Origin of the sequence: Lysinibacillus sp. FSL W7-1291 (assembly GCF_038593415.1) — a bacterium.
Classification (GTDB): domain Bacteria; phylum Bacillota; class Bacilli; order Bacillales_A; family Planococcaceae; genus Lysinibacillus; species Lysinibacillus fusiformis_D.
Window position 1 is genome coordinate 3675010 of sequence record NZ_CP151994.1, and the last position, 23877, is coordinate 3698886.

The 23877-nt window shown below is 38.4% G+C and carries 24 protein-coding genes; 6 read left to right on the plus strand and 18 right to left on the minus strand.

The genetic code is table 11. From position 1 onward, the window contains the following. Nucleotides 1-41: 41 nt before the first annotated feature. From NST76_RS17800 to NST76_RS17870, 15 genes are all read right to left on the minus strand, one after another. Entirely contained in the window at nucleotides 42-1322 is a 1281-nt protein-coding gene (locus NST76_RS17800) for a TRAP transporter large permease (protein ID WP_036116764.1), read from the minus strand. Further along, nucleotides 1319-1804: a TRAP transporter small permease gene (locus NST76_RS17805; protein WP_036116766.1), complete on the minus strand. Its 486-nt coding sequence runs from the start codon at nucleotides 1802-1804 to the stop codon at nucleotides 1319-1321. The genes NST76_RS17800 and NST76_RS17805 overlap by 4 nt, the downstream gene beginning before the upstream one ends. A 16-nt stretch (nucleotides 1805-1820) precedes the next feature. Then, nucleotides 1821-2882 carry a TRAP transporter substrate-binding protein gene (locus tag NST76_RS17810; protein WP_271910885.1) on the minus strand — a complete coding sequence of 354 codons (1062 nt, stop codon included), beginning with the start codon at nucleotides 2880-2882 and terminating at the stop codon, nucleotides 1821-1823. 40 nt (nucleotides 2883-2922) lie between these two features. Then, on the minus strand, nucleotides 2923-3108 hold the full coding sequence (locus NST76_RS17815) for a 2-hydroxymuconate tautomerase (RefSeq protein ID WP_036116769.1): 186 nt from the start codon (nucleotides 3106-3108) through the stop codon (nucleotides 2923-2925). Between the two features lie 12 nt (nucleotides 3109-3120). After that, nucleotides 3121-3891, minus strand: a complete 771-nt coding sequence (locus tag NST76_RS17820; protein ID WP_342535075.1) for a fumarylacetoacetate hydrolase family protein — start codon at nucleotides 3889-3891, stop codon at nucleotides 3121-3123. Then, a complete protein-coding gene (dmpG, locus tag NST76_RS17825; RefSeq protein WP_036116773.1) occupies nucleotides 3891-4904 on the minus strand; it encodes a 4-hydroxy-2-oxovalerate aldolase in 1014 nt (337 codons plus the stop codon). Before dmpG ends, NST76_RS17820 begins: the two co-directional genes overlap by 1 nt. Next, nucleotides 4901-5788, minus strand: a complete 888-nt coding sequence (locus tag NST76_RS17830) for an acetaldehyde dehydrogenase (acetylating) (protein WP_036116775.1) — start codon at nucleotides 5786-5788, stop codon at nucleotides 4901-4903. Before NST76_RS17830 ends, dmpG begins: the two co-directional genes overlap by 4 nt. Nucleotides 5789-5803: 15 nt before the next feature. Then, a complete protein-coding gene (locus NST76_RS17835) occupies nucleotides 5804-6583 on the minus strand; it encodes a fumarylacetoacetate hydrolase family protein (protein ID WP_271910888.1) in 780 nt (259 codons plus the stop codon). A gap of 14 nt (nucleotides 6584-6597) precedes the next feature. Then, a complete protein-coding gene (locus NST76_RS17840; protein ID WP_342503451.1) occupies nucleotides 6598-8064 on the minus strand; it encodes an aldehyde dehydrogenase in 1467 nt (488 codons plus the stop codon). Nucleotides 8065-8140: 76 nt separating this feature from the next. Further along, nucleotides 8141-8602 carry a RidA family protein gene (locus NST76_RS17845; protein WP_036121150.1) on the minus strand — a complete coding sequence of 154 codons (462 nt, stop codon included), beginning with the start codon at nucleotides 8600-8602 and terminating at the stop codon, nucleotides 8141-8143. After that, entirely contained in the window at nucleotides 8577-9608 is a 1032-nt protein-coding gene (locus tag NST76_RS17850) for an amidohydrolase family protein (RefSeq protein ID WP_036121153.1), read from the minus strand. Before NST76_RS17850 ends, NST76_RS17845 begins: the two co-directional genes overlap by 26 nt. Continuing rightward, complete coding sequence (locus tag NST76_RS17855; protein ID WP_036121155.1) at nucleotides 9599-10153, minus strand: 3-hydroxyanthranilate 3,4-dioxygenase; 555 nt, start codon at nucleotides 10151-10153, stop codon at nucleotides 9599-9601. Before NST76_RS17855 ends, NST76_RS17850 begins: the two co-directional genes overlap by 10 nt. Before the next feature lie 25 nt (nucleotides 10154-10178). Beyond that, a complete protein-coding gene (locus NST76_RS17860) occupies nucleotides 10179-10934 on the minus strand; it encodes an IclR family transcriptional regulator (RefSeq protein WP_036121159.1) in 756 nt (251 codons plus the stop codon). 22 nt (nucleotides 10935-10956) lie between these two features. Next, nucleotides 10957-12432, minus strand: coding sequence for a 4-hydroxyphenylacetate 3-hydroxylase N-terminal domain-containing protein (locus NST76_RS17865; protein ID WP_036121163.1), 1476 nt, complete (start codon nucleotides 12430-12432; stop codon nucleotides 10957-10959). A 26-nt stretch (nucleotides 12433-12458) separates the two neighbouring features. Beyond that, nucleotides 12459-12929 carry a flavin reductase family protein gene (locus tag NST76_RS17870; RefSeq protein WP_036121167.1) on the minus strand — a complete coding sequence of 157 codons (471 nt, stop codon included), beginning with the start codon at nucleotides 12927-12929 and terminating at the stop codon, nucleotides 12459-12461. Nucleotides 12930-13966: 1037 nt separating this feature from the next. On the opposite strand from NST76_RS17870, the gene NST76_RS17875 reads away from it, so the two are divergent. From NST76_RS17875 to dltD, 6 genes are all read left to right on the plus strand, one after another. After that, nucleotides 13967-15613: an alkaline phosphatase gene (locus NST76_RS17875; protein ID WP_342544270.1), complete on the plus strand. Its 1647-nt coding sequence runs from the start codon at nucleotides 13967-13969 to the stop codon at nucleotides 15611-15613. Nucleotides 15614-15891: 278 nt separating this feature from the next. Next, nucleotides 15892-16029 carry a teichoic acid D-Ala incorporation-associated protein DltX gene (locus NST76_RS17880; protein ID WP_036121175.1) on the plus strand — a complete coding sequence of 46 codons (138 nt, stop codon included), beginning with the start codon at nucleotides 15892-15894 and terminating at the stop codon, nucleotides 16027-16029. Nucleotides 16030-16046: 17 nt separating this feature from the next. After that, entirely contained in the window at nucleotides 16047-17522 is a 1476-nt protein-coding gene (dltA, locus tag NST76_RS17885; protein WP_342544272.1) for a D-alanine--poly(phosphoribitol) ligase subunit DltA, read from the plus strand. Then, a complete protein-coding gene (gene dltB, locus NST76_RS17890; RefSeq protein ID WP_340809426.1) occupies nucleotides 17519-18682 on the plus strand; it encodes a D-alanyl-lipoteichoic acid biosynthesis protein DltB in 1164 nt (387 codons plus the stop codon). The genes dltA and dltB overlap by 4 nt, the downstream gene beginning before the upstream one ends. Nucleotides 18683-18723: 41 nt before the next feature. Further along, a complete protein-coding gene (gene dltC / locus NST76_RS17895; protein WP_036121183.1) occupies nucleotides 18724-18957 on the plus strand; it encodes a D-alanine--poly(phosphoribitol) ligase subunit 2 in 234 nt (77 codons plus the stop codon). Further along, nucleotides 18954-20129 carry a D-alanyl-lipoteichoic acid biosynthesis protein DltD gene (gene dltD, locus NST76_RS17900; protein ID WP_058844371.1) on the plus strand — a complete coding sequence of 392 codons (1176 nt, stop codon included), beginning with the start codon at nucleotides 18954-18956 and terminating at the stop codon, nucleotides 20127-20129. The genes dltC and dltD overlap by 4 nt, the downstream gene beginning before the upstream one ends. 153 nt (nucleotides 20130-20282) lie before the next feature. Here the strand turns inward: dltD and eno are convergent, their stop codons facing one another. Genes eno through tpiA form a run of 3 tightly spaced genes read right to left on the minus strand, consistent with a single transcriptional unit; the run spans nucleotide 20283 to nucleotide 23873 of the window. Next, entirely contained in the window at nucleotides 20283-21575 is a 1293-nt protein-coding gene (gene eno, locus NST76_RS17905; protein ID WP_036124037.1) for a phosphopyruvate hydratase, read from the minus strand. 2 nt (nucleotides 21576-21577) lie between these two features. Further along, nucleotides 21578-23119: a 2,3-bisphosphoglycerate-independent phosphoglycerate mutase gene (gene gpmI / locus NST76_RS17910; RefSeq protein WP_036124040.1), complete on the minus strand. Its 1542-nt coding sequence runs from the start codon at nucleotides 23117-23119 to the stop codon at nucleotides 21578-21580. Further along, on the minus strand, nucleotides 23112-23873 hold the full coding sequence (tpiA, locus tag NST76_RS17915) for a triose-phosphate isomerase (protein WP_342545306.1): 762 nt from the start codon (nucleotides 23871-23873) through the stop codon (nucleotides 23112-23114). The genes gpmI and tpiA overlap by 8 nt, the downstream gene beginning before the upstream one ends. Nucleotides 23874-23877: the final 4 nt, after the last annotated feature.

The following is a 23877-nucleotide window of genomic DNA, read 5'->3' on the forward strand; positions in this document are numbered from 1 at the left end:
AGATAGCCTAATATTCTCCTAATTAACGTACCTGCTACTCCCTACATCCCCAACCATCTTGGTACGAATAATACAAGGTCTGGAATATATGTTAGGAATAGTAGCACGATAAAGGAAATAACAATAAAAGGAAAAACACTCTTTACTAGCGTTTCAAACTTCACTTTTGCCATCGATGATACGATGAAAAGTCCTGTCCCTACTGGCGGTGTTAATAAGCCTAACGTTAAGTTAATACAAATGATGACTCCAAAATGCACCGGGTCAATATTAAATGCTATTACGAGTGGCATCATGACAGGTACTAGAATAATTAATGCGGCAATTCCATCTAGTATCATGCCGATTAGTAACAATGCTAAATTCACTAATAATAAGAATACCCATGGACTTTCTGTAATGTTTAACATATTTTCTACTAACAATTGTGGAATTCGTTCAAAGGCAATCATCCATCCAAAAATATTGGCCATAATAATTAAATATGTTACTGTAGCTGTATTTGTCACCGTATTGATTAGCATTTTAGGGAGCTTTTTGATATTTAACTCTCTATAGACAAATAAACCGACAATTACTGCTAGTAAACAAGCGATAGCAGCAGATTCTGTTGCTGTAAATACACCTGTTAGAATACCTACAACAATTGTAATGGGTATTAATAGTGCTGGGATTACTTTTAATGACTTGCTTCGAATATCTGCCCACGAAGCCCGTTCACTTTTCGGGAATTGTTGTTTATAGCCCATATAAGAAATAACTAAAATAAAAACAAGACCATAAATAATCCCTGGGAGAATCCCAGCCATAAATAGAGCGCCAACAGATGTACTTGATAACGTACCGTAAATAATGAAAATCATACTTGGTGGAATAATAGGTGCGATAATAGAAGATGCTAATGTTATAGACGCTGCGAATTCACGTTTATAGCCTTCCTTCTCCATTTGCGGTACCATTACTTTACTCATCATTGCAGCTTGAGCATTTGCTGAACCTAGAATCGATGCTAAAAACATATTAGCAATAACTGTCACATAGGCCAGCCCTCCCCTAAAATGCCCAAAAAGGACACGAGCAAATTGAACAAGCCTCGTTGTAATACCGCCCTCATTCATAATTTCACCCATTAACATGAATAACGGAATCGCTAATAGGCCAAAATTTTCAAGCCCTGAATACATACGTAATGGTGTAGAATCTAATAATGTCACCTGACCATTTAAGATGAAATAAATAACTGTCGTAATACCAAGCACCATTGAGATGGGAATACCAATGATAAGTAAAAGAAAGAAAATAACGAGTACAATATAAGTCATGTATTTTCTCCTTCTCTATTTTTAAGTGTGTCAATTAAATGTGAAAGAAGATGAATTGCTGCAAAAATTAATCCTATAAATACTGCACTATAAGGAATCCACATTGGTAATTGTAAGGAGCTCGATTTTTGTAGCAACATGGCAGGATTCATCATCCATTTGTAAGCGTAATAGATTAATATAAATAAGAACGCAATCATCATGCAATCCTGAACAATTTTAAAAATCCTTTTACTACGCTTAGATACAGCATCATATAAAAATGTAACTGAAGCCTGAGTACCATATTTCAGACCCCAGCTTCCTCCAATAAACGAAGTCCATATTAATAAGAAAATCGAAACTTCACCAGCCCAAGGGATGGGATCTTTAAAGAAATAACGAAAAATAACCGCAAATATCATTAAGATAGCAAGCGCAGCCATTAAAATGATCATCAGTAGTTCTTCGATTTTAGTAATAACTTGACTAATTTTCGCCATCTAGCCATTCCCCCATTTACTTACGGAATTCATTAATAAACTGTTTAATTAAAGCAGATTTTGCACTATACTCGGCGTCAAATGCTTCGATTTGCTCTTTAAATACATCTGCCCCTAACTCATAAACAGTCACTCCTTGACTGGCAAGTTCTTTTTTGAATTCTTCTTCTTGTCCAGTTCGTGTTTCTACTGCATAAGCTATTGTTGCTTGTAAGGAATCAATAATGATTTTTTGAGCATTTTCAGATAATCCATCAAACATTCCCTCATTTGCTACGACAATTGATGGCCATACCATGTGATTTGTTACAGCTACATATTTGGCTACTTCGGAGTATTTATTTGTGATTGTCGCATCTAAGTCCATATCCATTCCGTCAATAACGCCTGTTTGTAATGCTGAATATACTTCTGGTAATGGTAATCCTTCTGGTGCAGCTCCCGCATCTTTATAAAATTTTTGGAGCGGCGGACTTGGTGTTACTCGCATTTTTAAACCTGCTAAATCCGAAGCCTTTTTAACTTCTTTTGATTTCAATACCATCGTACGTTGACCAGCGAATAGATAATCTAACCCTTTTAAGCCCGTTCCTTCTATTTCTCCTAAAATCTCACGTGCAATATCAGTATGACTTGCATCTGAAGCTTCTTGTAAATTTTCAAACATGTATGGTGCGAACCACGCGGCCATCTCAGGTGTACGCGTACTTAAAAAAGCGGCTGTAATAAAAGCAAAGTCTATCGAGCCTGCCTCTACTTGTTGTGCCATATCCGCTTCAGTCCCTAATTGACTTGCAGGGTAAATTTCAAGCTCCATTTTGCCATCTGAGCGTGCCTTTAATTCTTCATTAAATTTTTCAGCAGCTTTATGCCACATATGATCTGTTGATGTAATATGGGCAAGCTTAAATTTCTTCTTTGGAATATCTTCATCCGAACTAGTTGCTGACACAGCTGATTTATTGTCCGTCTTTGCATCTGTTTCATTTGTTGTGTTTGAGTTACCACAAGCTGCCAAAACGAATAAAAGTGCGAATAAACAACTAACTAGCATAAACTTTAGCGGTTTTTTTATCATAAAATATCCCCTCTATTTTTGATTTAATATGTTGCATTGGTTATGGCTCCGCCTTCGTCTTTCCACTAATTCCCCAATGAACGGGTGGCACTTCTATTAAAATAACTCTTACACTATCAATTGGAACTCGTGCCGTTTGAACAATGGTAGTTGTAACTTCCTGTATAATTTTTTTCTTTTGCTCCACAGACCGTCCTTCTAATAACTGAATTTGAACAATTGGCATATTTAGTCCCCGCTACTTCACAACTAATGTTAGCTTGCCAAGTGTCCCATAGTCTGCTTCTATTTCATCACCAGCTTTTACTGGAATTGCATCTGTTATGCCACCTGTTAAAACGAGTTGACCAGGCAAAATACCTCTACCTTCTTTTGCTAACATCGCTAATAATTCAATGACCGAATAAATGGGATGACCAAGTACCGCAGCTCCTGTACCATGTAGTTTCTCTTCTCTATTTTGTTTCAAAATGACTTCTATAGAAGCCCAATCACATGTATAAGGTGAAAATGCTTGCGCACTCAGCCAAATTTTCGATGAAGAAGCATTATCAGCTATTACATCAGGTAAAGTAAATGAAAAGTTTTTATAGCGACTGTCAATGACTTCAAGTGCTAGAAATACGTTTTCAATCGCATCCCATACTTCTAATGGTGTTAAATCCGCACCTTGTAGCTCTTTTTTAAAAACAAAGGCTACCTCTGCTTCCACACGTGGATGAATATATTCAGCAGCTATAATTTCATTTGTCCTAAGATTCATTTGTGAGGTTAAACGCCCATAAATTGGGGAATCCACCCCTACTTGTTGCTGTTTAGCAATACTCGTTAGGCCCATTTTCCAACCGATAAACCGATTGTCAGCTGTCATCGTTTTTTCCATACTAATTTTTTGAATCTCATAGGCTTCTTCTACTGTCAAATTTGGTTTTGAGTTAGTAATCTTTTCAACTGCCTCTTTTGTTGCTTGTGCTTCCGCCACCCGCTCAGCATATTCAAATAAAGACACTATGCACTCCCCACTTTCTGTTGTGCAATTTTTTGTGCTACTTCAATGATCGTATCCTCTTGTCCACCTACAACATTTAATTTGCCTAACTCTACTAAAATATCTCTAGCATCAACACCCACTTTTTCAGCAGCTATATTGGCATGACGTAAAAAGCTCGAATATACGCCTGCATAGCCCATTACTAAACTACCTGTCGTAATATCTTGTGGATGTGGCAAAATATTGGCACGAACATAGTCAGCCAAATCGAGTATTTGGTATAAATCTATGCCTGTTTCAATACCCATGCGATTTAATACAGCGACCAATACCTCAGTTTGTGTATTGCCTGCACCTGCACCTAAACAACAAATACTGCCATCGATACGTGTAGCACCTTCTTGAATCGCTACAAGTGTATTGGCAACAGCCAGAGACAAATTATTATGCGCATGAAAACCAATCTCAATGTTTAAATGAGCACGTAATAAACGAATACGATTCTGTACATCAGCCGGTAGCATAGCTCCTGCTGAGTCCGTAACATACACGGCATCAGCCCCATATGATTCCATTAACAACGCCTGCTCTAATACTTTTTCAGGTGATGCAGAATGTGACATCATTAAAAACCCAAATGCCTCCATCCCTAGTGCTTTTGCTGTTTCAATATGTTGCTTTGATACATCTGCCTCCGTTACATGTGTAGCAACACGAACAACTCGAGCACCTGCCTCATAAGCCTCTTTCAAATGATGTATTGTGCCAATTCCAGGAATAAGCAAAACTGTTATTTTAGAATCTCCAGCAACTTCTGCTGCCGCTCTTATTAACGCAATATCATGCTCTTTAGAAAAACCATATTGAAGGGACGAGCCTCCTAAACCATCTCCATGCGTGACTTCAATATACGGTACACCGGCTTCACTTAATTGCTTCGTTACATAACGAACTTGCTCAGAAGAAAATTGATGGGCAACCACATGGCTACCATCACGAAGTGCAACCTCTGTTAAATAGATTTGACTCATCGCACTTCCACCTCCCTAACGCTCATTGTTTTTGCCATTTCTTCAGCCACCTTCAATCCAGCGGCCGTCATAATATCCAAATTTCCAGCATAGATCGGTAAATAATCTCCCAATCCCTCTACTTCAATAAATACGGTAACTTTCTTTCCATCTACAATCGGATCTAGCTTCAAGCGATAACCTGGTACATATTCATTTACTTTTGCGACCATATTTTTTACGGATTTAATAATCTCTTCCGTATTCGCTTCTTCTTCAAGGAGACATAACACCGTATCACGCATCAATAAAGGTGGCTCTGCTGGGTTTAAAATAATAATTGCCTTTCCTTTTTTTGCACCGCCAATCAGCTCAATTGCATTGGATGTTGTTTCTGTAAATTCATCGATATTAGCTCGTGTTCCTGGACCTGCACTTTTCGAAGCAATTGTTGCAACAATTTCAGCGTAATCAACACTTTGTACACGGCTAATGGCGTAGATGATTGGTATCGTCGCCTGACCTCCACACGTAATCATGTTTACAACAGGCTTTTCCATATGCTCTGTCAAATTCACCGTCGGTACAACAAATGGACCTACAGCGGCTGGCGTTAAATCTATTAGTCTTTTGTTTAAACCTTGTAAAGCTTTCACATGAGCAATATGTGCCTTTGCTGATGTTGCATCAAATAAAATATCCGCCAAATGTGGTTGCTCTAGAAATCCTTCAATCCCATTGGAAATCGTCTGAAAACCTGCCTCTTGTGCACGTCTTAAGCCATCTGATTCAGGATCAATGCCAATAAGTACTGACATCTCTAAGTACGGAGATCTTTGAATTTTCATCATTAAATCCGTACCAATATTACCTGAACCAATAATGCCCACTTTCATTTTTGTCATGGTAGCTTCCTCCCTTTACACAAACTCTAGTTCGACTGTACCTAATAGTTCACCGAAGTCGGCTGTGAACTTATCACCTTGTTCAGCATCCAATGCTGCCGATAAAGCACCTGATAATATAACTTCTCCTGCTTCAACACCAATATCGAAATCTGCTAGACGGTTTACAAGCCAAGCGACACAACTTGCTGGATTGCCTAAAACATCTTCTCCCTTTCCTTCATTCATAAACGCTCCATTTTTATAAAGCTGCATTTCGATTGCTGGTAAGTCAACATTGAAGACCTCACGTTTCACTTGACCTAGTACGTATTTTGCAGAGGAAGCATTATCTGCAATGGTATCGAGCAATTTTATTTGCCAATTGGCAATGCGACTATCTACGATTTCAAGACTAGCTACAATATAATCTGTTGCTTCAAGTACCTCCTTAACAGTGACATTAGGTCCCTTTAAAGGAGACTTCAGTACAAACGCAATTTCGCCTTCGACTTTCGGCTTTAAATAACTTGATCGCTCGGTTTTTCCTTCTGTAATTTCCATATTCGATAAAAGATGCCCATAATCTGGTTCATCCACGTTTAATAGATTTTGCATTGCTAAAGATGTCAAACCAATTTTTTTACCTGTAATTTTATGGCCGTTCAGTAACTTCCTATTAACGATTTCAAGTTGAATGGAGTAAGCATCTTTCAATGAAATATCTTTAGCTGATTGAGTAATCGGCTCAATGCCAATGCGTGTTCTTTCTGCTTCTAATAATTTGTTAGACCATTCAATTAGATTCACTACCATGCTTTCCCCCCAAGTTATAATTTAATTGTTACGTTTGAGACCTCGCAGTAGAATTCAAAGCTGTGTGCGCCACCTTCACGCCCGATTCCGCTATGTTTCATCCCACCAAATGGTGTTCGAAGATCTCTTAAATACCATGTATTTACCCAAACGATGCCTGACTCAATTTGACCTGCAACACGATGTGCACGTCTTAAATCATTTGTCCAAATAGTTGCACCTAAGCCGTAATTTGTATCATTTGCACGGGAAATCACGTCGTCTTCTGTATCAAAAGGTAATACTGTAACAACTGGGCCAAAAATTTCTTCACGTACACAACGGTCCTGATCCGTTAAATCGGTAATAATTGTTGGCTCAATATAGTAGCCTTTATCGATAGTAGCTGGGCGACCACCGCCTGTAAGAATATTGCCACCCTCTTCTCTGGCAATTTGAATGTAACCCATTACTTTTTCATAATGCTCTTTCCCTACGACAGAGCCGATATCTGTCGTTGCATCAAATGGATCTCCAATTTTTAATTCTTTTGTACGAGCTACAAATTTCTCCACAAATTCTTTATAAATATCACGTTCTACATATATACGAGAACCACAGAGACACACTTGCCCTTGGTTTGTAAAGCTTGATTTTAACGTTGTTGCAAGAACTTCATCTAGGTCCGAATCTTTAAAAATAATAGTAGGATTTTTGCCCCCTAATTCAAATGAAACTTTTTTCAATGTAGGGGCAGCAGCCTTCATAATAGTAGTGCCTGTTTTAGTTTCCCCTGTAAATGTAATAGCATCTACATCAGGGTGTTCTGATAGAAAAGCACCTGCTGAATTCCCACCAAAACCGTGAACTAAATTTACAACACCATCTGGTATCCCCGCTTCTTGACATAATTCAACTAAGCGAGTAGCTGTCATTGGTGTAAGCTCCGCCGGTTTCATGACAGCAGTACTACCTGCTGCTAAGCAAGGGGCTAATTTCCAAGTTAAAAGTAGTAATGGTAAATTCCAAGGATTAATCATAGCCACGACACCTACTGGTCGTGTCACTGAATAATGAAGTGCCATATTGTCTTGGTTATAAGATTCATTGCCAAGTGAAGTAACGTAATCCGCAAAGAAGTGGAAATTATGTGCTGCACGTTTAATATCCATTTCTATCGCTAAATGATACGGTTTGCCTGTATCTATCGTTTCTAAAGCAGCAAGTTCTTCAACATTTTCTAAAATGAGGTCGCCAATACGTCGTAACAGTAGAGAGCGCTCTTTGACAGTGAATTTTCCCCACGGTCCTTTCAAAGCAGCTTTTGCAGATTGTACTGCTGCATCGACTTCTTCCCTAGTCGCTTCTGCTACCCATCCAATGACTTCTTCTGTAGCAGGATTTATATTTTCAAACACTTTCCCATCTGTAGCGTCAATGAATTCACCGTTTATGAAATTACGACAATTAATACTTTTCGTTTTAAACGTTGCATGTTGCATCACTTTTCACTCCCTCAATTATGGAGCGACTTTAAGAAAAAGAGTGTTTTACCTTTTTCTTAAAGTCGCTTTTTGATTATTCTGAAATTTCAACAACCATTTCTATTTCAATGGCTGTATTATTAGGAAGTTGGGCCATCCCAACTGCTGAACGGGCATGTTTTCCTCGTTCTCCAAAAACATCCACTAATAAATCTGATGCACCATTCATAACTTTTGGCTGTTGTGTAAAATCAGGCGTAGAATTGACCATTCCTAAAATTTTTACAATACGCTTCACCTTCGATAAATCACCTAATTCAGATTTCAATACAGATAACAGGTTAATCATCGATTGGCGACAAGCTGCATAGCCATCATTTACTGTTAAATCTTCACCTAATTTGCCATGATACTGATCGACACCTTGACCTGATGTAAAAATTAAATTACCTGTTCGTACACAACCAACGTAATTTCCAACTGCTTCCCTTGGCTCAGCAAGTTCTATTCCAAGCTCTTGCAAGCGTTCTTCAGGCGTTTTCACTTGATTTACCATTTAGAACCCTGCTCCTTTCTACATTTAAAAATGACATAGCGTTTTCACCTAGAATGGCTTTACGTACTTCTTCTGATAAGTCCAAGGTTTCATCTATGATTTTTCCAGGGTTAATTTCTCTTAGTAAAAATGGATAGTCTGATCCCATCATAATTTTCTCATGGCCAAAACGTTCAATTAAGTAATGTAGATTTTGTGATTCATATACTAATGAATCAAAGTAAAAATTTTTCGTGTAGTGGCTTGGAGGATATTTTGTACGTCTAAGGCTTGGCCAAACATCCCAACCTTGGTCTAGACGTGGAAGAATATAAGGGAATGATCCGCCACCATGGGCAAAACAAACCTTTAAATTCGGACACTTTTCCATTACACCACTCCACACCAAGCTCGCTGCCGCTAAAGCTGTTTCACTCGGCATGCCAATTGTATATAAAAAGTTATGTCTTGGTGTTCTCTCTTGTGCTAAGGTTTCCCAAGGATGAATAAAGAGCGGCATTTCATATTGTTCTGCCGCTTCAAAAAATGGCAGTAAATACTCGCTGTCCAAATTTTCTCCATTGATATTAGTGCCAATTTCAATTCCGGCTAGACCTATTTCTTTGCACCGTTTTAACTCCACAACAGCCGCTTTTGCATCTTGCAACGGTACAGTTCCTAGGCCGATAAAACGATCTGGATGTGCTTTAACAACATCTGCAATAAAGTTATTTTGGAATTGTGCAAGCTCTACCGCTTGTTCAATAGGTGCCCAATAAGAAAATGTGACAGGTACGGGTGAAATAACCTGCATATCTACACCCTCATGATCCATATCCTCAATGCGTTTTTTTGTGTCCCACACTTGATTGGTCACTTCCCTAAATACTTCACCACTTACCATAATATCCGCTCCACAAGAACATTTTTGCTCTAAGACAGGCCACTTATCATTATCATACTTACTAGCAAAATTCGGTAAATCTCTCGGATAAATATGTGTATGAAAATCGATTCTCATTGCCATTCACTTACAGTCTCAGGCATTACATGTCCACAACTATCACATTGACGTAAATCTTTAGAAGCGTTGAAGTAATCAATACCATCTGAAATTTGTTTCCCAATGTTTGTTACTTGTACGCGTAGACGATACAATTCATGGTCACATTCACTGCATAGCCATACTAAATCCTCTAACTCGCCTTCTTTACGTTTTCTCTCCACGACAATTCCATATGTGTCTGCAACGCGGTGTGGTGAATGAGGGACGTTTGCTGGTAGCATAAACATTTCGCCTTCCTTCACTTCAATTACTTCACGTTTACCTTCATCATTAATAACCTCTACAAAACAAGAACCTTTAATTTGATAGAATAGTTCATCTGATGGGTCAACATGGAATTCACGACGAGCATTTGGACCACCAAGCAACATAATTAAAAACTCAGAGTCTTCCCATAGCACTTTATTATTCACTGGCGGTTTTAGTAAATGCTTGTTCTCCTCAATGATTTTAAAAATGTTTTGAGAACGGGCTTGTAATTTACTTACTTGCGTTGAATTGGACATAATTGAATTCCTCCTAATTTTAAATTTAATAATTTATTGTCATATAGCCTAGTTGTCTCGAAATTAGTTCTGCTGAACGAATTACCTCACGAACAATTGCCTGTTTATCCTTACCGTTCATATAACTTTTTTCACCTACTAAGTTAAGGGCTGCTACAACTTGACCATTATAGGTTTTAATAGGTGCTGCAACCCCATAAGTATTGGACGCATTTTCCTGATCGCTAATGGCATAGCCGTTTTTATAAACTACTTCAAGCTCCTTTTTCAAATCATCTACAGAGGTGATAGTATTGGCAGTTTGCTTAAACATGCCTTTTTCCAACATCGGCAACATAAATGCTGGATTATACGTTAATAATACTTTCCCAATGCTTGTTGAATAAGCAGGATAACGAGTCATACCGACAAATGTTGGTACTATATCCGCATGTGGAGACATAGCCTTGTATACAAATCGAACTTCCCCATTATCAAACATCCCAATATGTGAAGTACCTTTAAAACGCGCAACCAAATTACTTATTATAGGGCCTGCTTCAAAATTAATTTCTTGGTAATACATAACTTTGTTACTCCACTCAAGAATTTTCCAGCCTAATCGGTAACGCTTATCACTGCCTTGCAAGAGAATACTTTCTTGACACATTGTTTTTAAGAAATGATGGACTGAACTCGGAGGTAAATTTAGCTTTTCTGCGATTTCTTTATTACTTAAAGATGGTTCGCCATCCAAAAATAAATCGATAATGCGTGAGATTTTTTTTACCGATGAAATCAAATGCTTCACCTCCAAGTTCAATTTATACTGTTTGTTTCTCGCCTACATCTTCTTTCGCAAGAATGGATTCAACTAAATCAAAGGAGTACCGTTTCTTAAATTTATTGTAGTAAATAGCACGTTTCCGTATTGGATCTCCTGTATAATAGCGTTCGTATTGAAGCGCTCTCATACCAAACCCTTCACCACATAAATCCCAGGCTAGCTTAAAGATTTTCATTCTTAGTTCTGCATCTACACCTTCTCGTCCACCATAATGACGATCAATGCTTGGGCGAAGCTCTGGATTTAAGAAATCAGCTTCAGTTGGCATCATTAGCAAACCGCCTGCACCAATTGTTTGCATGACTTCAATGGCTCTCGGATATATTTCTGGCATCATGCCGCGAATGGTCTCTAAAGCATCTGGATTTAATCGCGCTTCACCATGCTCTGTTACCGTAAATTCATGCTCCGCTGTTCGAATCAATGCACGAATGACTTCTACATATTGCACTAATTCGCCTAGGTCACGTTGCACATTTAAATATTGATCTACACCAATCGAATCAGCGACCTTACAAGCTACCTCTACAGCAAATGCCAGTTTAATGTATCCTCTAACCCCTGACTGATGTGCGGGCTGTTCAGCAATACCTGTCATTGGATACAGCAAGTTCGCAGCCTCAACGTTGTTATATAAAAACACACGATCCCATGGTACTAATACATCTTCAAAAATAAGTAGTGCATCCATTTCCTCATAGCGAGAAGCCAGTGGATGATCGAATGTTGAACGTGTACCATCTTGAACGGGTTCACGACAAATAATTTTTAACCCTTTCACATCAATCGGTACAGCAAAAGCTAATGCATAACGCTCGTCTCCTGGTACAAATCCTGGGTATGAATAGATAATGACTTCATCCGTAAACGCCGCTAATGTTGCTAGCATTTTTGCTCCGCGGACAACTAATCCATCTGGACGTTCTTCTACTACACCTAAGTGCGTAAACTTATCTGTCTGTTCATGTGATGCTTTACTTCGGTCATTTTGTGGATTCACAATGGCATGAGTTAAGAACACATCATTATCTCGTATATAGCGATAATAAGCTTCAATATTCTTAGCCCAATCTTGGTTGTATTTCGCCAAGAACCAAGAATTTTGTGCTAAAGAAGTTACCACTGTATTTAAAAAATCTGGTGTTCTCCCCATCAAGCCAAAAGTTTGGCGAGCTACTACTTCAAAAGCTTTACTACGTTTCATAATATCTTCGTAGGATTTTGCAAAAAGGAATGAAGTGGCTACACGCTCCCCTGTTTCATCACATACATGCGTTAAATCTTCTTGATATTTTGGATCATGTTGTAAATCATATAACTTTGCAATTTCTTTAATTGGTTGTTGAAAATAGGGTTCATCGTAAACACTCTCTACTAAACGACCATTTAGCCATACTTCTGGGTTTCTTGACTTTAATGCATCCATAAATTGTTGCCCTGTTCTAATTCCCATAATTAATAATCCCCTCTACTAAATAACTATTGTTGTATGAACTGTTTTGTCGAGCCCATCTTGCCTTCAAAAAATGTAAGCGCTTCACTATTAGTGCGTCCAAAATTAAGGATTTCTCCTATAAATAAAACATGGTCTCCCGCATCCACTTCTTTCCATGGCTTACATTCGATAAAAGCACAAACATCTTCAATTTTTGGAGCTATACCATCTTTAATCCATGTAATTTCAAGCCCTTCTTGCTTACGTCCTGCAAACTGCCATGCTATAGACTCCTGTTGATCTGATAAAATATTAATTGTAAATGCATTGTTTTTCATTTGAGATAACGCATTTGCTTTTTTATCAATAGATACTAGTGCTAGAGCAGGCTCTAACGAAACTGAAGTAAATGAGTTCACTGTAATCCCATTAATCCCCACACCATCAAACCAAGTAACGACCGTCACACCTGTAGGAAATTTTCCAAATGTTTGTCTAAGTAATTTTGTATCCATTTATAGCACCCCCTTTAATTTATTATCAGTATCATAACAACTTCTCTTCCCCTTGAAATGCATTATATTTCAAATAGTGAAATCAAATAAAATTATTTTTCTACTTTAAACCTCTTTTTTTCTATAAAAAATCATTTTTATCTATTTTAACAAAATGATATTTTTGTTCGATTTGATAATCTACTAGTTTAATATGTTATATTTCGTTTGAACTCTCTTTATCTAAAACTATATCAATATTTTTATCGATTCACACTGGAATTAACTGAAAAATCTAAAAATATTTCTATTTATCGCCTGTTTATAAGCTAAAGGGAAATATCTATATAGATTGCTTCATGCCATTGTTTATTAATAATTGAACTATGGCATGGTGACGGCTTGCCATTTAATAGAACTTGTACTATACACGGTAATAAAAAGTTGCCTCCAAAGCATTTTTACATACTTCTGAGGCAACATATATTTAGTGAACTAATCGGCAATGAAAGTTACCTATTGGCGGCATCATTAGCTACGGCTTTCAAACTAAGCAAACCCACTGTTGAACCAAATGATTTTAAATGCGCAGAAGTTAAGTGTATTTGGCAAGTTAGTGTTGATGGTCATTGGTATCATCTTCATTTAGCCCTACCCTCTGCAGTTTCCTACGAATATTTTTTAGTTTGTGATGAAAAACTAAGTTAAGTCATTTATGGACTACTGATATTTATTTTGCTGCGACTAGTGCCAACTATACTTATGCAAAGACTCCATTTATTGTAGTGACTATGACAATGCTGGCTATTTAGCAATAATTGAAATTGAAAGCGGTTGAAGAAGTATTATTCGAGGATGAAGTTCTTAAATTAGACGGCTCACAGCATCACCAAAGTTATACTGCCTCAATCGAATCCATGTGATAAACGCACAGATTCTTTCCTTCCATTCTTATCTCTTCATTTACAGTATTACCATATTTTATTAACAAATATTTAACAGCAGCTTTACACCCTTCCTTTACACTTACAATTGAAATCATTTAAAGGAGGAAAATCATGAAATACGCAAAAAGATGGACTTCATTGTTTTTAGCAAGTGCTGTAACGTTATCCGCAGTTAGTATCCCACAACAAGAGGTAGAAGCAGCCGAAGTAAAGAAACCGACAAATGTCATTATGCTTGTAATGGATGGGAGCAGTAATAATGCGGTTACCCTTTCTCGTTGGTATAAGGGTGAGGGCTTAGCAATGGATGAGATTTTATCTGGTGCTATGCGCACGTATTCTGCTGAATCAGCCATTACAGATTCTGCGCCTGCTGCTACGGCTTTAGCAACTGGTCATAAATCGAATGATAAATATGTAGGCGTTTTACCATCCGTGATTAATTCCCCTGGTTTAGCACAAATTGCTCAACAAGATGCCTTCCGACCTGTAGCCAATGTGCTAGAAGGAGCTAAACAAAAGGGCAAGGCGACTGGACTGATTTCTACTTCTGAAATTCAACATGCAACGCCAGCTGGTTTTTCAGCGCATGTTAACAATAGAAGTCAATATGGTGATATTGCTGAACAGCAAGTTTACCAAAATATTGACGTCGTTTTAGGTGGTGGCTTAGAGTCGCTGTCACCAGGAACTACAAAAAATGCCCGTCAAGATGGTGAGGATTTAATCCAGGTTCTGAAAGAAAAAAATTATGATTTAGTTCAAACACGTGATGAACTATTCAACAGTCAGTCTTCAAAAATTTGGGGAAGCTTTGCACCAAGTGCACTTGCCTATGATTTAGATCGCGCTAAAACAAGAGCATCTGAGCCTACGCTTGCTGAAATGACGAACAAGGCAATCCATACGCTAAAAAAGGATGAGGACGGCTTCTTCCTCTTTGTTGAAGGTAGCAAGGTCGACTGGGCAGCACATGCCAACGATACAATCGGTATCATTAGCGATATTTTATCGTTTGATGATGCTGTAAAAGAAGCGGTTAATTTTGCGAAGGAAGATGGCAATACATTAGTTATTGCCGTAACAGATCATGGAAATAGCGGGATTACGATGGGGAATGCCAACACGACTAATACCTACTCCAGTATTCCAGTCTCTGCTTACATTGATCCGTTGAAAAAAGCGTCCATGACCGTTGAGGGAGCATTAAGTCAATTAAAAGAAGACCGTTCTAATTTAAAAGAAGTGGCTGCCCTTTATGGCTTAGATCAATTAACAAAGACTGAATTGACTAAACTAAAACTTTCTAAAGACTTAGGCAGTGAAATGGTCAAAATGCTGGCAAATCGTGCGAACATTGGCTATACGACAGGTGGTCATACCGGTGAGGATGTGTTTTTATATTCATTCGGTCCATCTAAGCTGACAGGGCTAGTAGAAAACACTGATTTAGCTCATACAATGGCGCAATTCATGGGCTTTGACTTAAATACACTTACAAATGATTTATATGTGCCAGCAACAAAGGCATTTACGGAAAAAGGCTTTACAACAAAAATTGACTTATCCGATAAAGAAAACCCAATATTTATTGCACAAAAGGCAGATGTGATGGTGAAAATCCCAGTCAATAAAAACACAATGCTGTATGAGCAAACTTCAACAAACACTGTAAAGACCCATACATTTGACACAATAAATATCTATAATGGCTCTGAATTTTATGTATCAAAAAAAGTTTTGAATGCCGTGAAATAAAAACAATAGCGCGAACATAAGTTGAGATTATTCCCTTATGTTCGTGCTTTTTTTACATAAAAAGACCAACCAATAGTTTGTAAAATCCACACTTTCCCCCATAACCTTAAATTTACCTTAAATTAATCTTATGATTTACTGAATTCACCTTAATTCAGCAACATTTTTCTCCACATTCCGTCAAATCAGTGTTAAAAACATAAGGTAAGGATTTTTCACTAGTAAATTACTATTTTTTGAAAATTTAATCCTATACTTTTTTCATTGGAGGTGGACAAATGCAATCCATCAAAAATAACGAGCCTTTGCGCTTTATTGCCTTGACGCTATTTTATTTGATCGTTTTGGTACTGCTGTTTCTTATACATGGTTTCCATGATATGAACGCTGGACCATTTATATATACGGAATTTTAAATAAAGGAGATTTTATAATGTTAAGTATTTTAGCAGCTATTGAACGCGTGGCCCTCCAGCAGCCACAAAAAACTGCTTATCAAACGCACCATGCTTCCTTAACATACGGTGAGCTTTGGCACTTATCGGATAATGTAGCTGATTATCTGATGAAGCTTAACTTGCGGAGACAACAACCTATTGTCGTTTATGGACATATGTCCCCTCTACAAATTGTCGCCTTTTTAGGTGCTGTAAAAGCTGGTCACTCATACGTACCTGTTGACTCTTCAACGCCAATAGAAAGATTACAGCTTATTTTAGAAGCATCTGGAGCAGGTTTATTATTGACAACAGAGCCATTACACATGCTCACAAATATCCCTGTTATGGCGGTGAGTGATATCTTAGCGAGTTCCTCAAAGGACGTTACCCTATCATCAGCGACATGGGTGCAAAACGAGGAAATCCATTATATTATTTACACTTCTGGTTCAACTGGTCAACCAAAAGGTGTCCAAATAACAGCTAGTAATTTAGCACATTTTGTCTCTTGGATGCACGAAAACTTCCCTTTACAGGACGACGGTGTATTTTTAAATCAAGCGCCTTATTCCTTTGATTTATCTGTCATGGATCTGTACCCGGCTCTTGTTGGAGGTCACACACTTTACGCGATTACACAGCAAGAAATCGCCAATCCTAAAGCATTATTTGATTCTTTAGCTACGTCGAATACTCGTGTTTGGACTTCTACACCTTCCTTCGCCAAGATGTGTTTAATGAACAAAGAGTGGAACCAGCAGCTCATACCGACATTAGATACTTTTTTATTTTGCGGCGAGGTTTTACCAATAGCGGTATGTAAAGAGTTAATGTCACGCTTTCCACAGGCTACCATTTATAATTTATACGGTCCTACGGAAACAACGGTCGCGGTATCCTATGTAGAGGTTTCTAAAGCATTAGTGGAACGCTTTGAACAATTACCGATTGCCCCTATAACGGAGCCGAACGTCGCTTTATTAGAAGATGGTGAAATTGTTATTTCAGGCCCAACTGTCAGTGCAGGGTACTTGGGAACGCCTGATTTAACAGCGAAGGTTTTTTCAACAGTAGCTGAACAACGCATCTATCTAACAGGTGATTTAGGCTATGAGCAGGATGGTTATTTATTCTTTTCTGGGCGCAAGGATTTCCAGGTTAAACTACATGGTTATCGTTTGGAAATTGAGGAAATTGAAAAACAAATTAGCAACCTACCACCCGTTTCAAGCTGTGTTGTTGTACCGATTTATAAAGAAAAGGAGATCATCTCGCTTAGTGCACATGTTGTTTTGCGCGAGCCATTAACAGACTCTCCCTTCAAAATGACAAAGCAGTTAAAAACACTTCTATCAGAGTATTTGCCTGCTTATATGGTACCAAAAACGTTTAAATATATGGACGCTTTACCATTAAATCCGAACGGTAAGGTTGATCGTAAAGGATTGGCGGTTATGGAAACAGTATGACGCCTTATGGAAATATAGCATTCTTTGTGATCATCGGACTTTTATTACTACCAACAATCCTATTGGGTTTACAAGGCAAATCTTCTAAATACTATAATCTATTTGTGTCATTGATTGTCTTAGCTCTTATCTTTGGACATTCATTGAATGGGTCCATTTCGCTCATTCTATTTACGGTCTTTCAGATAGTCCTTATTGTGGCTTATCAGCGTTACCGCCTTCAGCAAAATAGTGGAACAATCTTTATAATAGCTGTACTCTTGTCGATATTACCACTTGTCCTTGTGAAGGTACTACCGATTCTTGGATTACATCATTTATTTGGCTTCCTTGGTGTGTCCTACATTACATTTAAAGCAGTGCAAATGATTTTAGAAACCCGTGACGGCTTAATGAAAGAGAAAATTCCTGTCATAGAGCTAGCGTATTTCTTACTATTCTTCCCTACAGTATCATCAGGGCCGATTGATCGCTGGCGACGTTTTACAAAGGATTTTCATACTGTACCTTCCTCGGAGGATTATCAAAAGCTGCTGTTAAGTGGGCTCAACTATATCTTTGTCGGCTTTTTATATAAATTTATTTTGGCGTATTTAATTTACAACTACACCCTCATTTATTTGCCAAATCATACGTATAACTATTTGACACCTTTCCAGGGGCAATTAGCGTATATGTATATGTATAGCTTTTACTTATTCTTTGATTTTGCTGGCTATAGTGCATTTGCTGTTGGTGTGAGCCGAATAATGGGCATACAAACGCCTATTAACTTTAATCGTCCATTCGCAAGTCGCAATATTAAAGACTTTTGGAACCGTTGGCATATGAGTCTTTCCTTTTGGTTTAGAGATTACGTCTATATGCGCTTTGTGCTTTGGATGACGAAGAAAAAGTGGCTGAAAAATAAATTCGCTATTTCGTATATAGGCTTCTTTTTACTATTCTTTTTAATGGGTATTTGGCATGGCCTAGAATGGCACTTTGTGATCTACGGACTCTATCATGCCCTATTAATTATTAGCTTTGATAAGTTTGAACGCTGGAATAAAAAGCATAAGCGCTGGCCTAAAAATAAGTGGACCCATGCTATTGGCGTCTTCATTACATTTAATGCCGTATGCTTTGGCTTCTATATTTTTTCTGGCAAATTATTTTAACCAAGGGCTGAAAGAGCCTGTTCAATAAAGGAGAATTATTAATGGATCAACAACAAGTTTTAGAAATGCTAGTCGAGTTATGTGAAGATGAAATTATTGTAGAGAACCCAGATATTGATTTATTTGAAGAAGGTTTGCTAGATTCGTTTGGGACAATTAATTTATTAGTAGAAATTGAAAACCGCTTTAATATTTCTGTACCTATAACTGATTTTAATCGTGAAGAATGGAATACACCGAATCGAATTGTAGGGAAATTAGCTGAAAGACAATGATGAAGAAAGGCTTTCTCTCTCTATTTATCGCCTTTGCTCTTTTTACTGGCTTTGTCTTCTTTCCGAATGCATGGATCAAGGCGTGGATTTCCGATGAGGATGTGGAGCAAGCCAAAACAAACATGTCTCCACTTGTCTTTCAAGGTACGTATTTACAGGAACGCATGTTACAGGAGCCTCATTCCATGCCTTTGTATGGCTCCTCTGAATTAAATCGTTTTGACCCTTTCCATCCCTATAATTATGCGCGAGCATCTGAAGCGCCGTATTCAACATTTATGATTGGGCGTGGGGGAATGCAGTCCATTACTCATTTTTTAAATTTTGCTGCTCAAGAGGGAAATTTAAAGGATAAAAAATTAGTTTTCATCATCTCCCCACAATGGTTTACAGAAAAGGGCATGGGTGAATTTCACTTTTCACCGAATTATTCGATGTTACATGCCTATGATTTAGCTTTTAATCAAGAGATGGATGCCGACCTTCGTAAACGCGCCATGGAACGACTGCTAGAATTTGATACCGTTGAGCGGGATCGTCTCTTAAAAACGATGTATCAATATCAAATGTCAAACGGTAAGGAAAAGCCGATTACGGGACGTTTGGCGATGGTGGCAGGGCGCTTCCATAAGGAATTGCTAGAAAAGAAGGATTTATATTATTCCCTTTTCCCACGTAAAGGTCATCACTTAAAAAGCAATGACAAGCTCATTGCCAATCAAAGCTTTGAACAGCAATTACAGCATGCTGAGGCGTACGGAAAGAAACGTGTTTCCAATGACTACATGATTGAAAATCGCGCTTACCAGCGACTTGTTAATGCTAATTTTTCAAAGTTTAAAGGAATGCGAAAGAAAGAGGATTACACGAAGTCTCCGGAATATAAAGATTTTCAATTGGTCATGGATGTGTTAAAAGATGCTGGTGCCAAGCCATTATTCGTATCCATTCCGGTTAATGGCTACTGGTATGATTATAATGGCTATCCAGAGGAACGTCGTCAGCAGTACTATGATAAGATGCAGCAAGTATTAAAGGCTGCCAATGTTGACTACGTTGATTTTACAGACCATGAATATGACCCTTATTTTATAATGGATACGATTCATATTGCCTGGAAGGGCTGGGTCTATCTCGATCAAGAACTAGACCAACATTGGGCACAGCCATAAAAAGGAACTGTAGACAAACTCAAAAAAATTGAGAGTTTGTCTACAGTTTTTTTCTTTTATAATGACATAAAGTAAAGCCGTTGATTTCCACTTCAATAGGCACAAAAAGAAATGCCCCAAAGTATCAATAAACTTTGAGGCATTTTTTGTCTATTATTTAAGGTTGTAGAAAGATTGTAATCCAAGGAACTCTGCTGTTGAACCAAGTTGATCTTCAATGCGAAGAAGTTGGTTATATTTTGCTACACGGTCTGTACGTGAAGGAGCACCTGTTTTAATTTGACCAGCATTTGTAGCAACGGCGATATCTGCAATTGTTGCATCTTCTGATTCACCAGAACGGTGAGAGATAACAGCTGTGTAACCAGCACGTTTCGCCATTTCGATTGCTTCAAATGTTTCAGTTAATGTACCGATTTGGTTTACTTTGATTAGGATTGCATTTCCTACGCCTTGCTCAATACCAGCCGATAATTTTTTCGTATTTGTTACAAATAGGTCATCACCTACTAATTGCACACGACTACCGATGCGATCTGTTAATAGCTTGTGGCCAGCCCAGTCGTTTTCGTCTAAGCCATCTTCAATTGAAATGATTGGGTATTTGTTTGTTAACTCTTCGTACCAATCAACCATTTCTTCAGAAGTTTTCACAACACCTTCACCATCTAAGTGATATTTGCCATCTTCTTTGTTGAATAGTTCAGATGATGCTACGTCCATAGCAAGTCGAACTTCTTCACCTGGTTTGTAGCCTGCTTTTTCAATCGCTTCTAAGATAACTGTAATCGCTTCTTCGTTAGAGCCAAGGTTTGGTGCGAAACCACCCTCATCACCTACTGCCGTGTTGTAGCCTTTTGCTTTTAGAACCGCTTTTAGGCTATGGAAAATCTCAGCGCCAATGCGTAATGCATGACGGAAAGATTCAGCCCCAACAGGCATAACCATGAATTCTTGAATGTCTACATTGTTATCTGCGTGAGCTCCACCATTTAAAATGTTCATCATTGGTACTGGTAATTGTTTAGAGTTAAACCCACCAAGATATTGATAAAGAGGTACATCTAAATAATCTGCCGCAGCATGTGCAACTGCCATCGATACACCTAGAATTGCGTTGGCACCTAGCTTGCCTTTGTTTTCTGTGCCATCTAGCTCGATTAAAGCTTTGTCGATGACAACTTGGTCAAGAACTGAATAGTTACCCTCTAATTCTTGCGCAATAATTGTGTTTACATTTTCAACTGCTTTTAATACACCTTTGCCTAGGTAACGAGATTTGTCACCATCGCGTAATTCCACCGCTTCGTATTCACCTGTTGATGCACCTGATGGTACGATTGCGCGTCCAAATGCGCCTGATTCTGTAAATACTTCAACCTCTACTGTTGGGTTCCCACGTGAGTCTAAAACTTCGCGCGCATAAACTTGTGTAATAAATGGCATAATTAATTCTCCTCTTTTTCAATTAATGATTGTCCTGTCATTTCAGTAGGCTGTGACACCTTTAATAATTCTAACATGGTTGGTGCTAAATCGGCTAAAATACCACCATTTCTTAACATTATATTTGCTTTTGTCACAATTACTGGAACAGGATTTGTTGTATGAGCTGTCATAGGCTCACCTGCTAAAGTCAATACTTCATCAGAATTACCATGGTCAGCTGTAATAATAGCTGCGCCTCCTTTTGCAAGAAGAGCATCTACTACTTTGCCTAAACATTCATCTACCGCTTCAATCGCTTTAATCGTTGGCTCAAGCATTCCACTATGACCCACCATATCAGGGTTGGCAAAGTTGAGAATAATGCCATCAAATTTCTCAGCAGCAATTTCTGCAAGCAAGGCTTCTGTTACCTCATAGGCAGACATTTCAGGTTTTAAATCATATGTTGCCACTTTTGGAGAGGCAATTAAAATACGTTCTTCACCTGGGAATTTTTCCTCACGTCCACCACTCATAAAGAATGTAACATGTGGGTATTTTTCAGTTTCAGCAATGCGTAACTGTGTTTTCCCATTCGTTGCTAGTACTTCACCAATCGTATTTTTTAAGTTGTCATTTTCATAAGCAACTTGTGCATTGACGTTATCACTATAGTGTGTGAAGGATACAAATTTTAAATTCTTTGGATGCTTTGCAGATACAGCAAAACCATCAAATCCTTCATTTGTGAACACTGTGGATAGCTGAATAGCACGATCAGGACGGAAGTTAAAGAAAATCACTGCATCATGATCGCTAATTGTTGCTACTGGCTCACCATGCTCTTGAATACTGAAGGGAATCACAAATTCATCGGTTACTTCACGCTCATAGGATGCTGCTACACCACTTTTTGCACTTTCTGCTGTTTGACCAACACCATCAACAAGTACATTGTACGTGAGAGCGACACGATCCCAGCGCTTATCCCGATCCATTGCATAATAACGTCCGTGAATCGAAGCAAACTGACCAATACCCATTTCAGCCATTTGTTTTTCTGTTTCTTCGATATAGTCTAATGCCGTTGTTGGACCAACATCACGTCCATCTAAGAAGCCATGTACATAAACTTCATCTAATCCCTGCTGTTTAGCTAGCTTTAATAGCGCAAACATATGCTCATAATGACTATGAACACCACCATCTGATAATAAGCCCATAACATGGAGCTTGGAGTGATGAGCTTTTACATATGCTACTGCATCTAAAAACGCTTGATTCGTAAAGAAATCCCCTTCACGAATCGATTTATTTAAGCGTGTTAAGCTTTGATAAACAATTCGTCCAGCACCGATATTTAAGTGCCCTACCTCAGAATTCCCCATTTGGCCGTCAGGTAATCCAACGGCTTCTCCCGCAGCAGTTAATGTAGCGTGAGGATATTGACTCCAATATCGATCAAAATTTGGCTTGTTGGCTTGTGCTACTGCATTCCCGAATGTTTCATCTCGAAATGCAAAGCCATCTAAAATAATTAATGCTACTGGCTTTTTAGGCATTTGCTGCCGCCTCCAATAATGTTAAGTAAGATTCTGGCTGTAAGCTTGCTCCACCAACTAAAGCACCATCAATATGCTCTTTCGTTAAAAGCTCCTGAATGTTATCAGGCTTCACACTGCCGCCATATTGAATGCGTACAGCATTCGCCGTTTCAGCATTATATAGCTCTTCGATAACTGCACGAATCGCTCCACATACTTGATTTGCATCGTCTGCTGTAGCAGTTTTACCAGTACCAATCGCCCAAATCGGTTCATAGGCAATGACCATATGCCCAACTTGCTGTGCATCAAAACCAGCAAGTGCCGCTTTAATTTGTCCAGCCACCTTTTGCTCTGTCGTGCCAGCCTCACGTTCCTCTAGTGTTTCACCACAGCAAATAATTGGCACGATATTATGTGCAAGCGCTGCTGCTACCTTTTTATTAATCGCTTCATCTGTTTCATTGTAGTATTCACGACGTTCTGAGTGCCCTAAAATGACATAGTCAACATCTACACTTGCTAGCTGGGCTGGGCTAATTTCACCAGTAAAGGCACCTTCATTTTCAAAGTGCATTGTTTGTGCACCAATCGCCAGCTCTGACTCACTAGCAACCTGCACAAGTGTAGGTAGGTAAAGAGCTGGTGCGCAAACAACAGCATCTACTTTGTCATTGGTAGGAAGTTTATCCTGTACTGCATCTACAAACTGAATAGCTTCTTCAAATGTTTTAAACATTTTCCAGTTACCCGCAATAATTGGTTTACGCATCATG

Bases quoted from the DNA above. Each gene is read 5' to 3' on its own strand.
- NST76_RS17880 (WP_036121175.1), top strand. From the start codon at position 15,892: ATGCAATCCATCAAAAATAACGAGCCTTTGCGCTTTATTGCCTTGACG.
- dmpG (WP_036116773.1), bottom strand. From the start codon at position 4,904: ATGAGTCAAATCTATTTAACAGAGGTTGCACTTCGTGATGGTAGCCAT.
- NST76_RS17850 (WP_036121153.1), bottom strand. From the start codon at position 9,608: ATGGCAATGAGAATCGATTTTCATACACATATTTATCCGAGAGATTTA.
- dltA (WP_342544272.1), top strand. From the start codon at position 16,047: ATGTTAAGTATTTTAGCAGCTATTGAACGCGTGGCCCTCCAGCAGCCA.
- gpmI (WP_036124040.1), bottom strand. From the start codon at position 23,119: ATGCCTAAAAAGCCAGTAGCATTAATTATTTTAGATGGCTTTGCATTT.
- NST76_RS17865 (WP_036121163.1), bottom strand. From the start codon at position 12,432: ATGGGAATTAGAACAGGGCAACAATTTATGGATGCATTAAAGTCAAGA.
- tpiA (WP_342545306.1), bottom strand. From the start codon at position 23,873: ATGCGTAAACCAATTATTGCGGGTAACTGGAAAATGTTTAAAACATTT.
- NST76_RS17845 (WP_036121150.1), bottom strand. From the start codon at position 8,602: ATGGTAAATCAAGTGAAAACGCCTGAAGAACGCTTGCAAGAGCTTGGA.
- dltD (WP_058844371.1), top strand. From the start codon at position 18,954: ATGATGAAGAAAGGCTTTCTCTCTCTATTTATCGCCTTTGCTCTTTTT.
- NST76_RS17830 (WP_036116775.1), bottom strand. From the start codon at position 5,788: ATGACAAAAATGAAAGTGGGCATTATTGGTTCAGGTAATATTGGTACG.
- NST76_RS17855 (WP_036121155.1), bottom strand. From the start codon at position 10,153: ATGTCCAATTCAACGCAAGTAAGTAAATTACAAGCCCGTTCTCAAAAC.
- NST76_RS17835 (WP_271910888.1), bottom strand. From the start codon at position 6,583: ATGGTAGTGAATCTAATTGAATGGTCTAACAAATTATTAGAAGCAGAA.
- NST76_RS17810 (WP_271910885.1), bottom strand. From the start codon at position 2,882: ATGATAAAAAAACCGCTAAAGTTTATGCTAGTTAGTTGTTTATTCGCA.
- dltC (WP_036121183.1), top strand. From the start codon at position 18,724: ATGGATCAACAACAAGTTTTAGAAATGCTAGTCGAGTTATGTGAAGAT.
- NST76_RS17815 (WP_036116769.1), bottom strand. From the start codon at position 3,108: ATGCCAATTGTTCAAATTCAGTTATTAGAAGGACGGTCTGTGGAGCAA.
- dltB (WP_340809426.1), top strand. From the start codon at position 17,519: ATGACGCCTTATGGAAATATAGCATTCTTTGTGATCATCGGACTTTTA.
- NST76_RS17840 (WP_342503451.1), bottom strand. From the start codon at position 8,064: ATGCAACATGCAACGTTTAAAACGAAAAGTATTAATTGTCGTAATTTC.
- NST76_RS17800 (WP_036116764.1), bottom strand. From the start codon at position 1,322: ATGACTTATATTGTACTCGTTATTTTCTTTCTTTTACTTATCATTGGT.
- eno (WP_036124037.1), bottom strand. From the start codon at position 21,575: ATGCCATTTATTACACAAGTTTATGCGCGCGAAGTTTTAGACTCACGT.
- NST76_RS17875 (WP_342544270.1), top strand. From the start codon at position 13,967: ATGAAATACGCAAAAAGATGGACTTCATTGTTTTTAGCAAGTGCTGTA.
- NST76_RS17870 (WP_036121167.1), bottom strand. From the start codon at position 12,929: ATGGATACAAAATTACTTAGACAAACATTTGGAAAATTTCCTACAGGT.
- NST76_RS17805 (WP_036116766.1), bottom strand. From the start codon at position 1,804: ATGGCGAAAATTAGTCAAGTTATTACTAAAATCGAAGAACTACTGATG.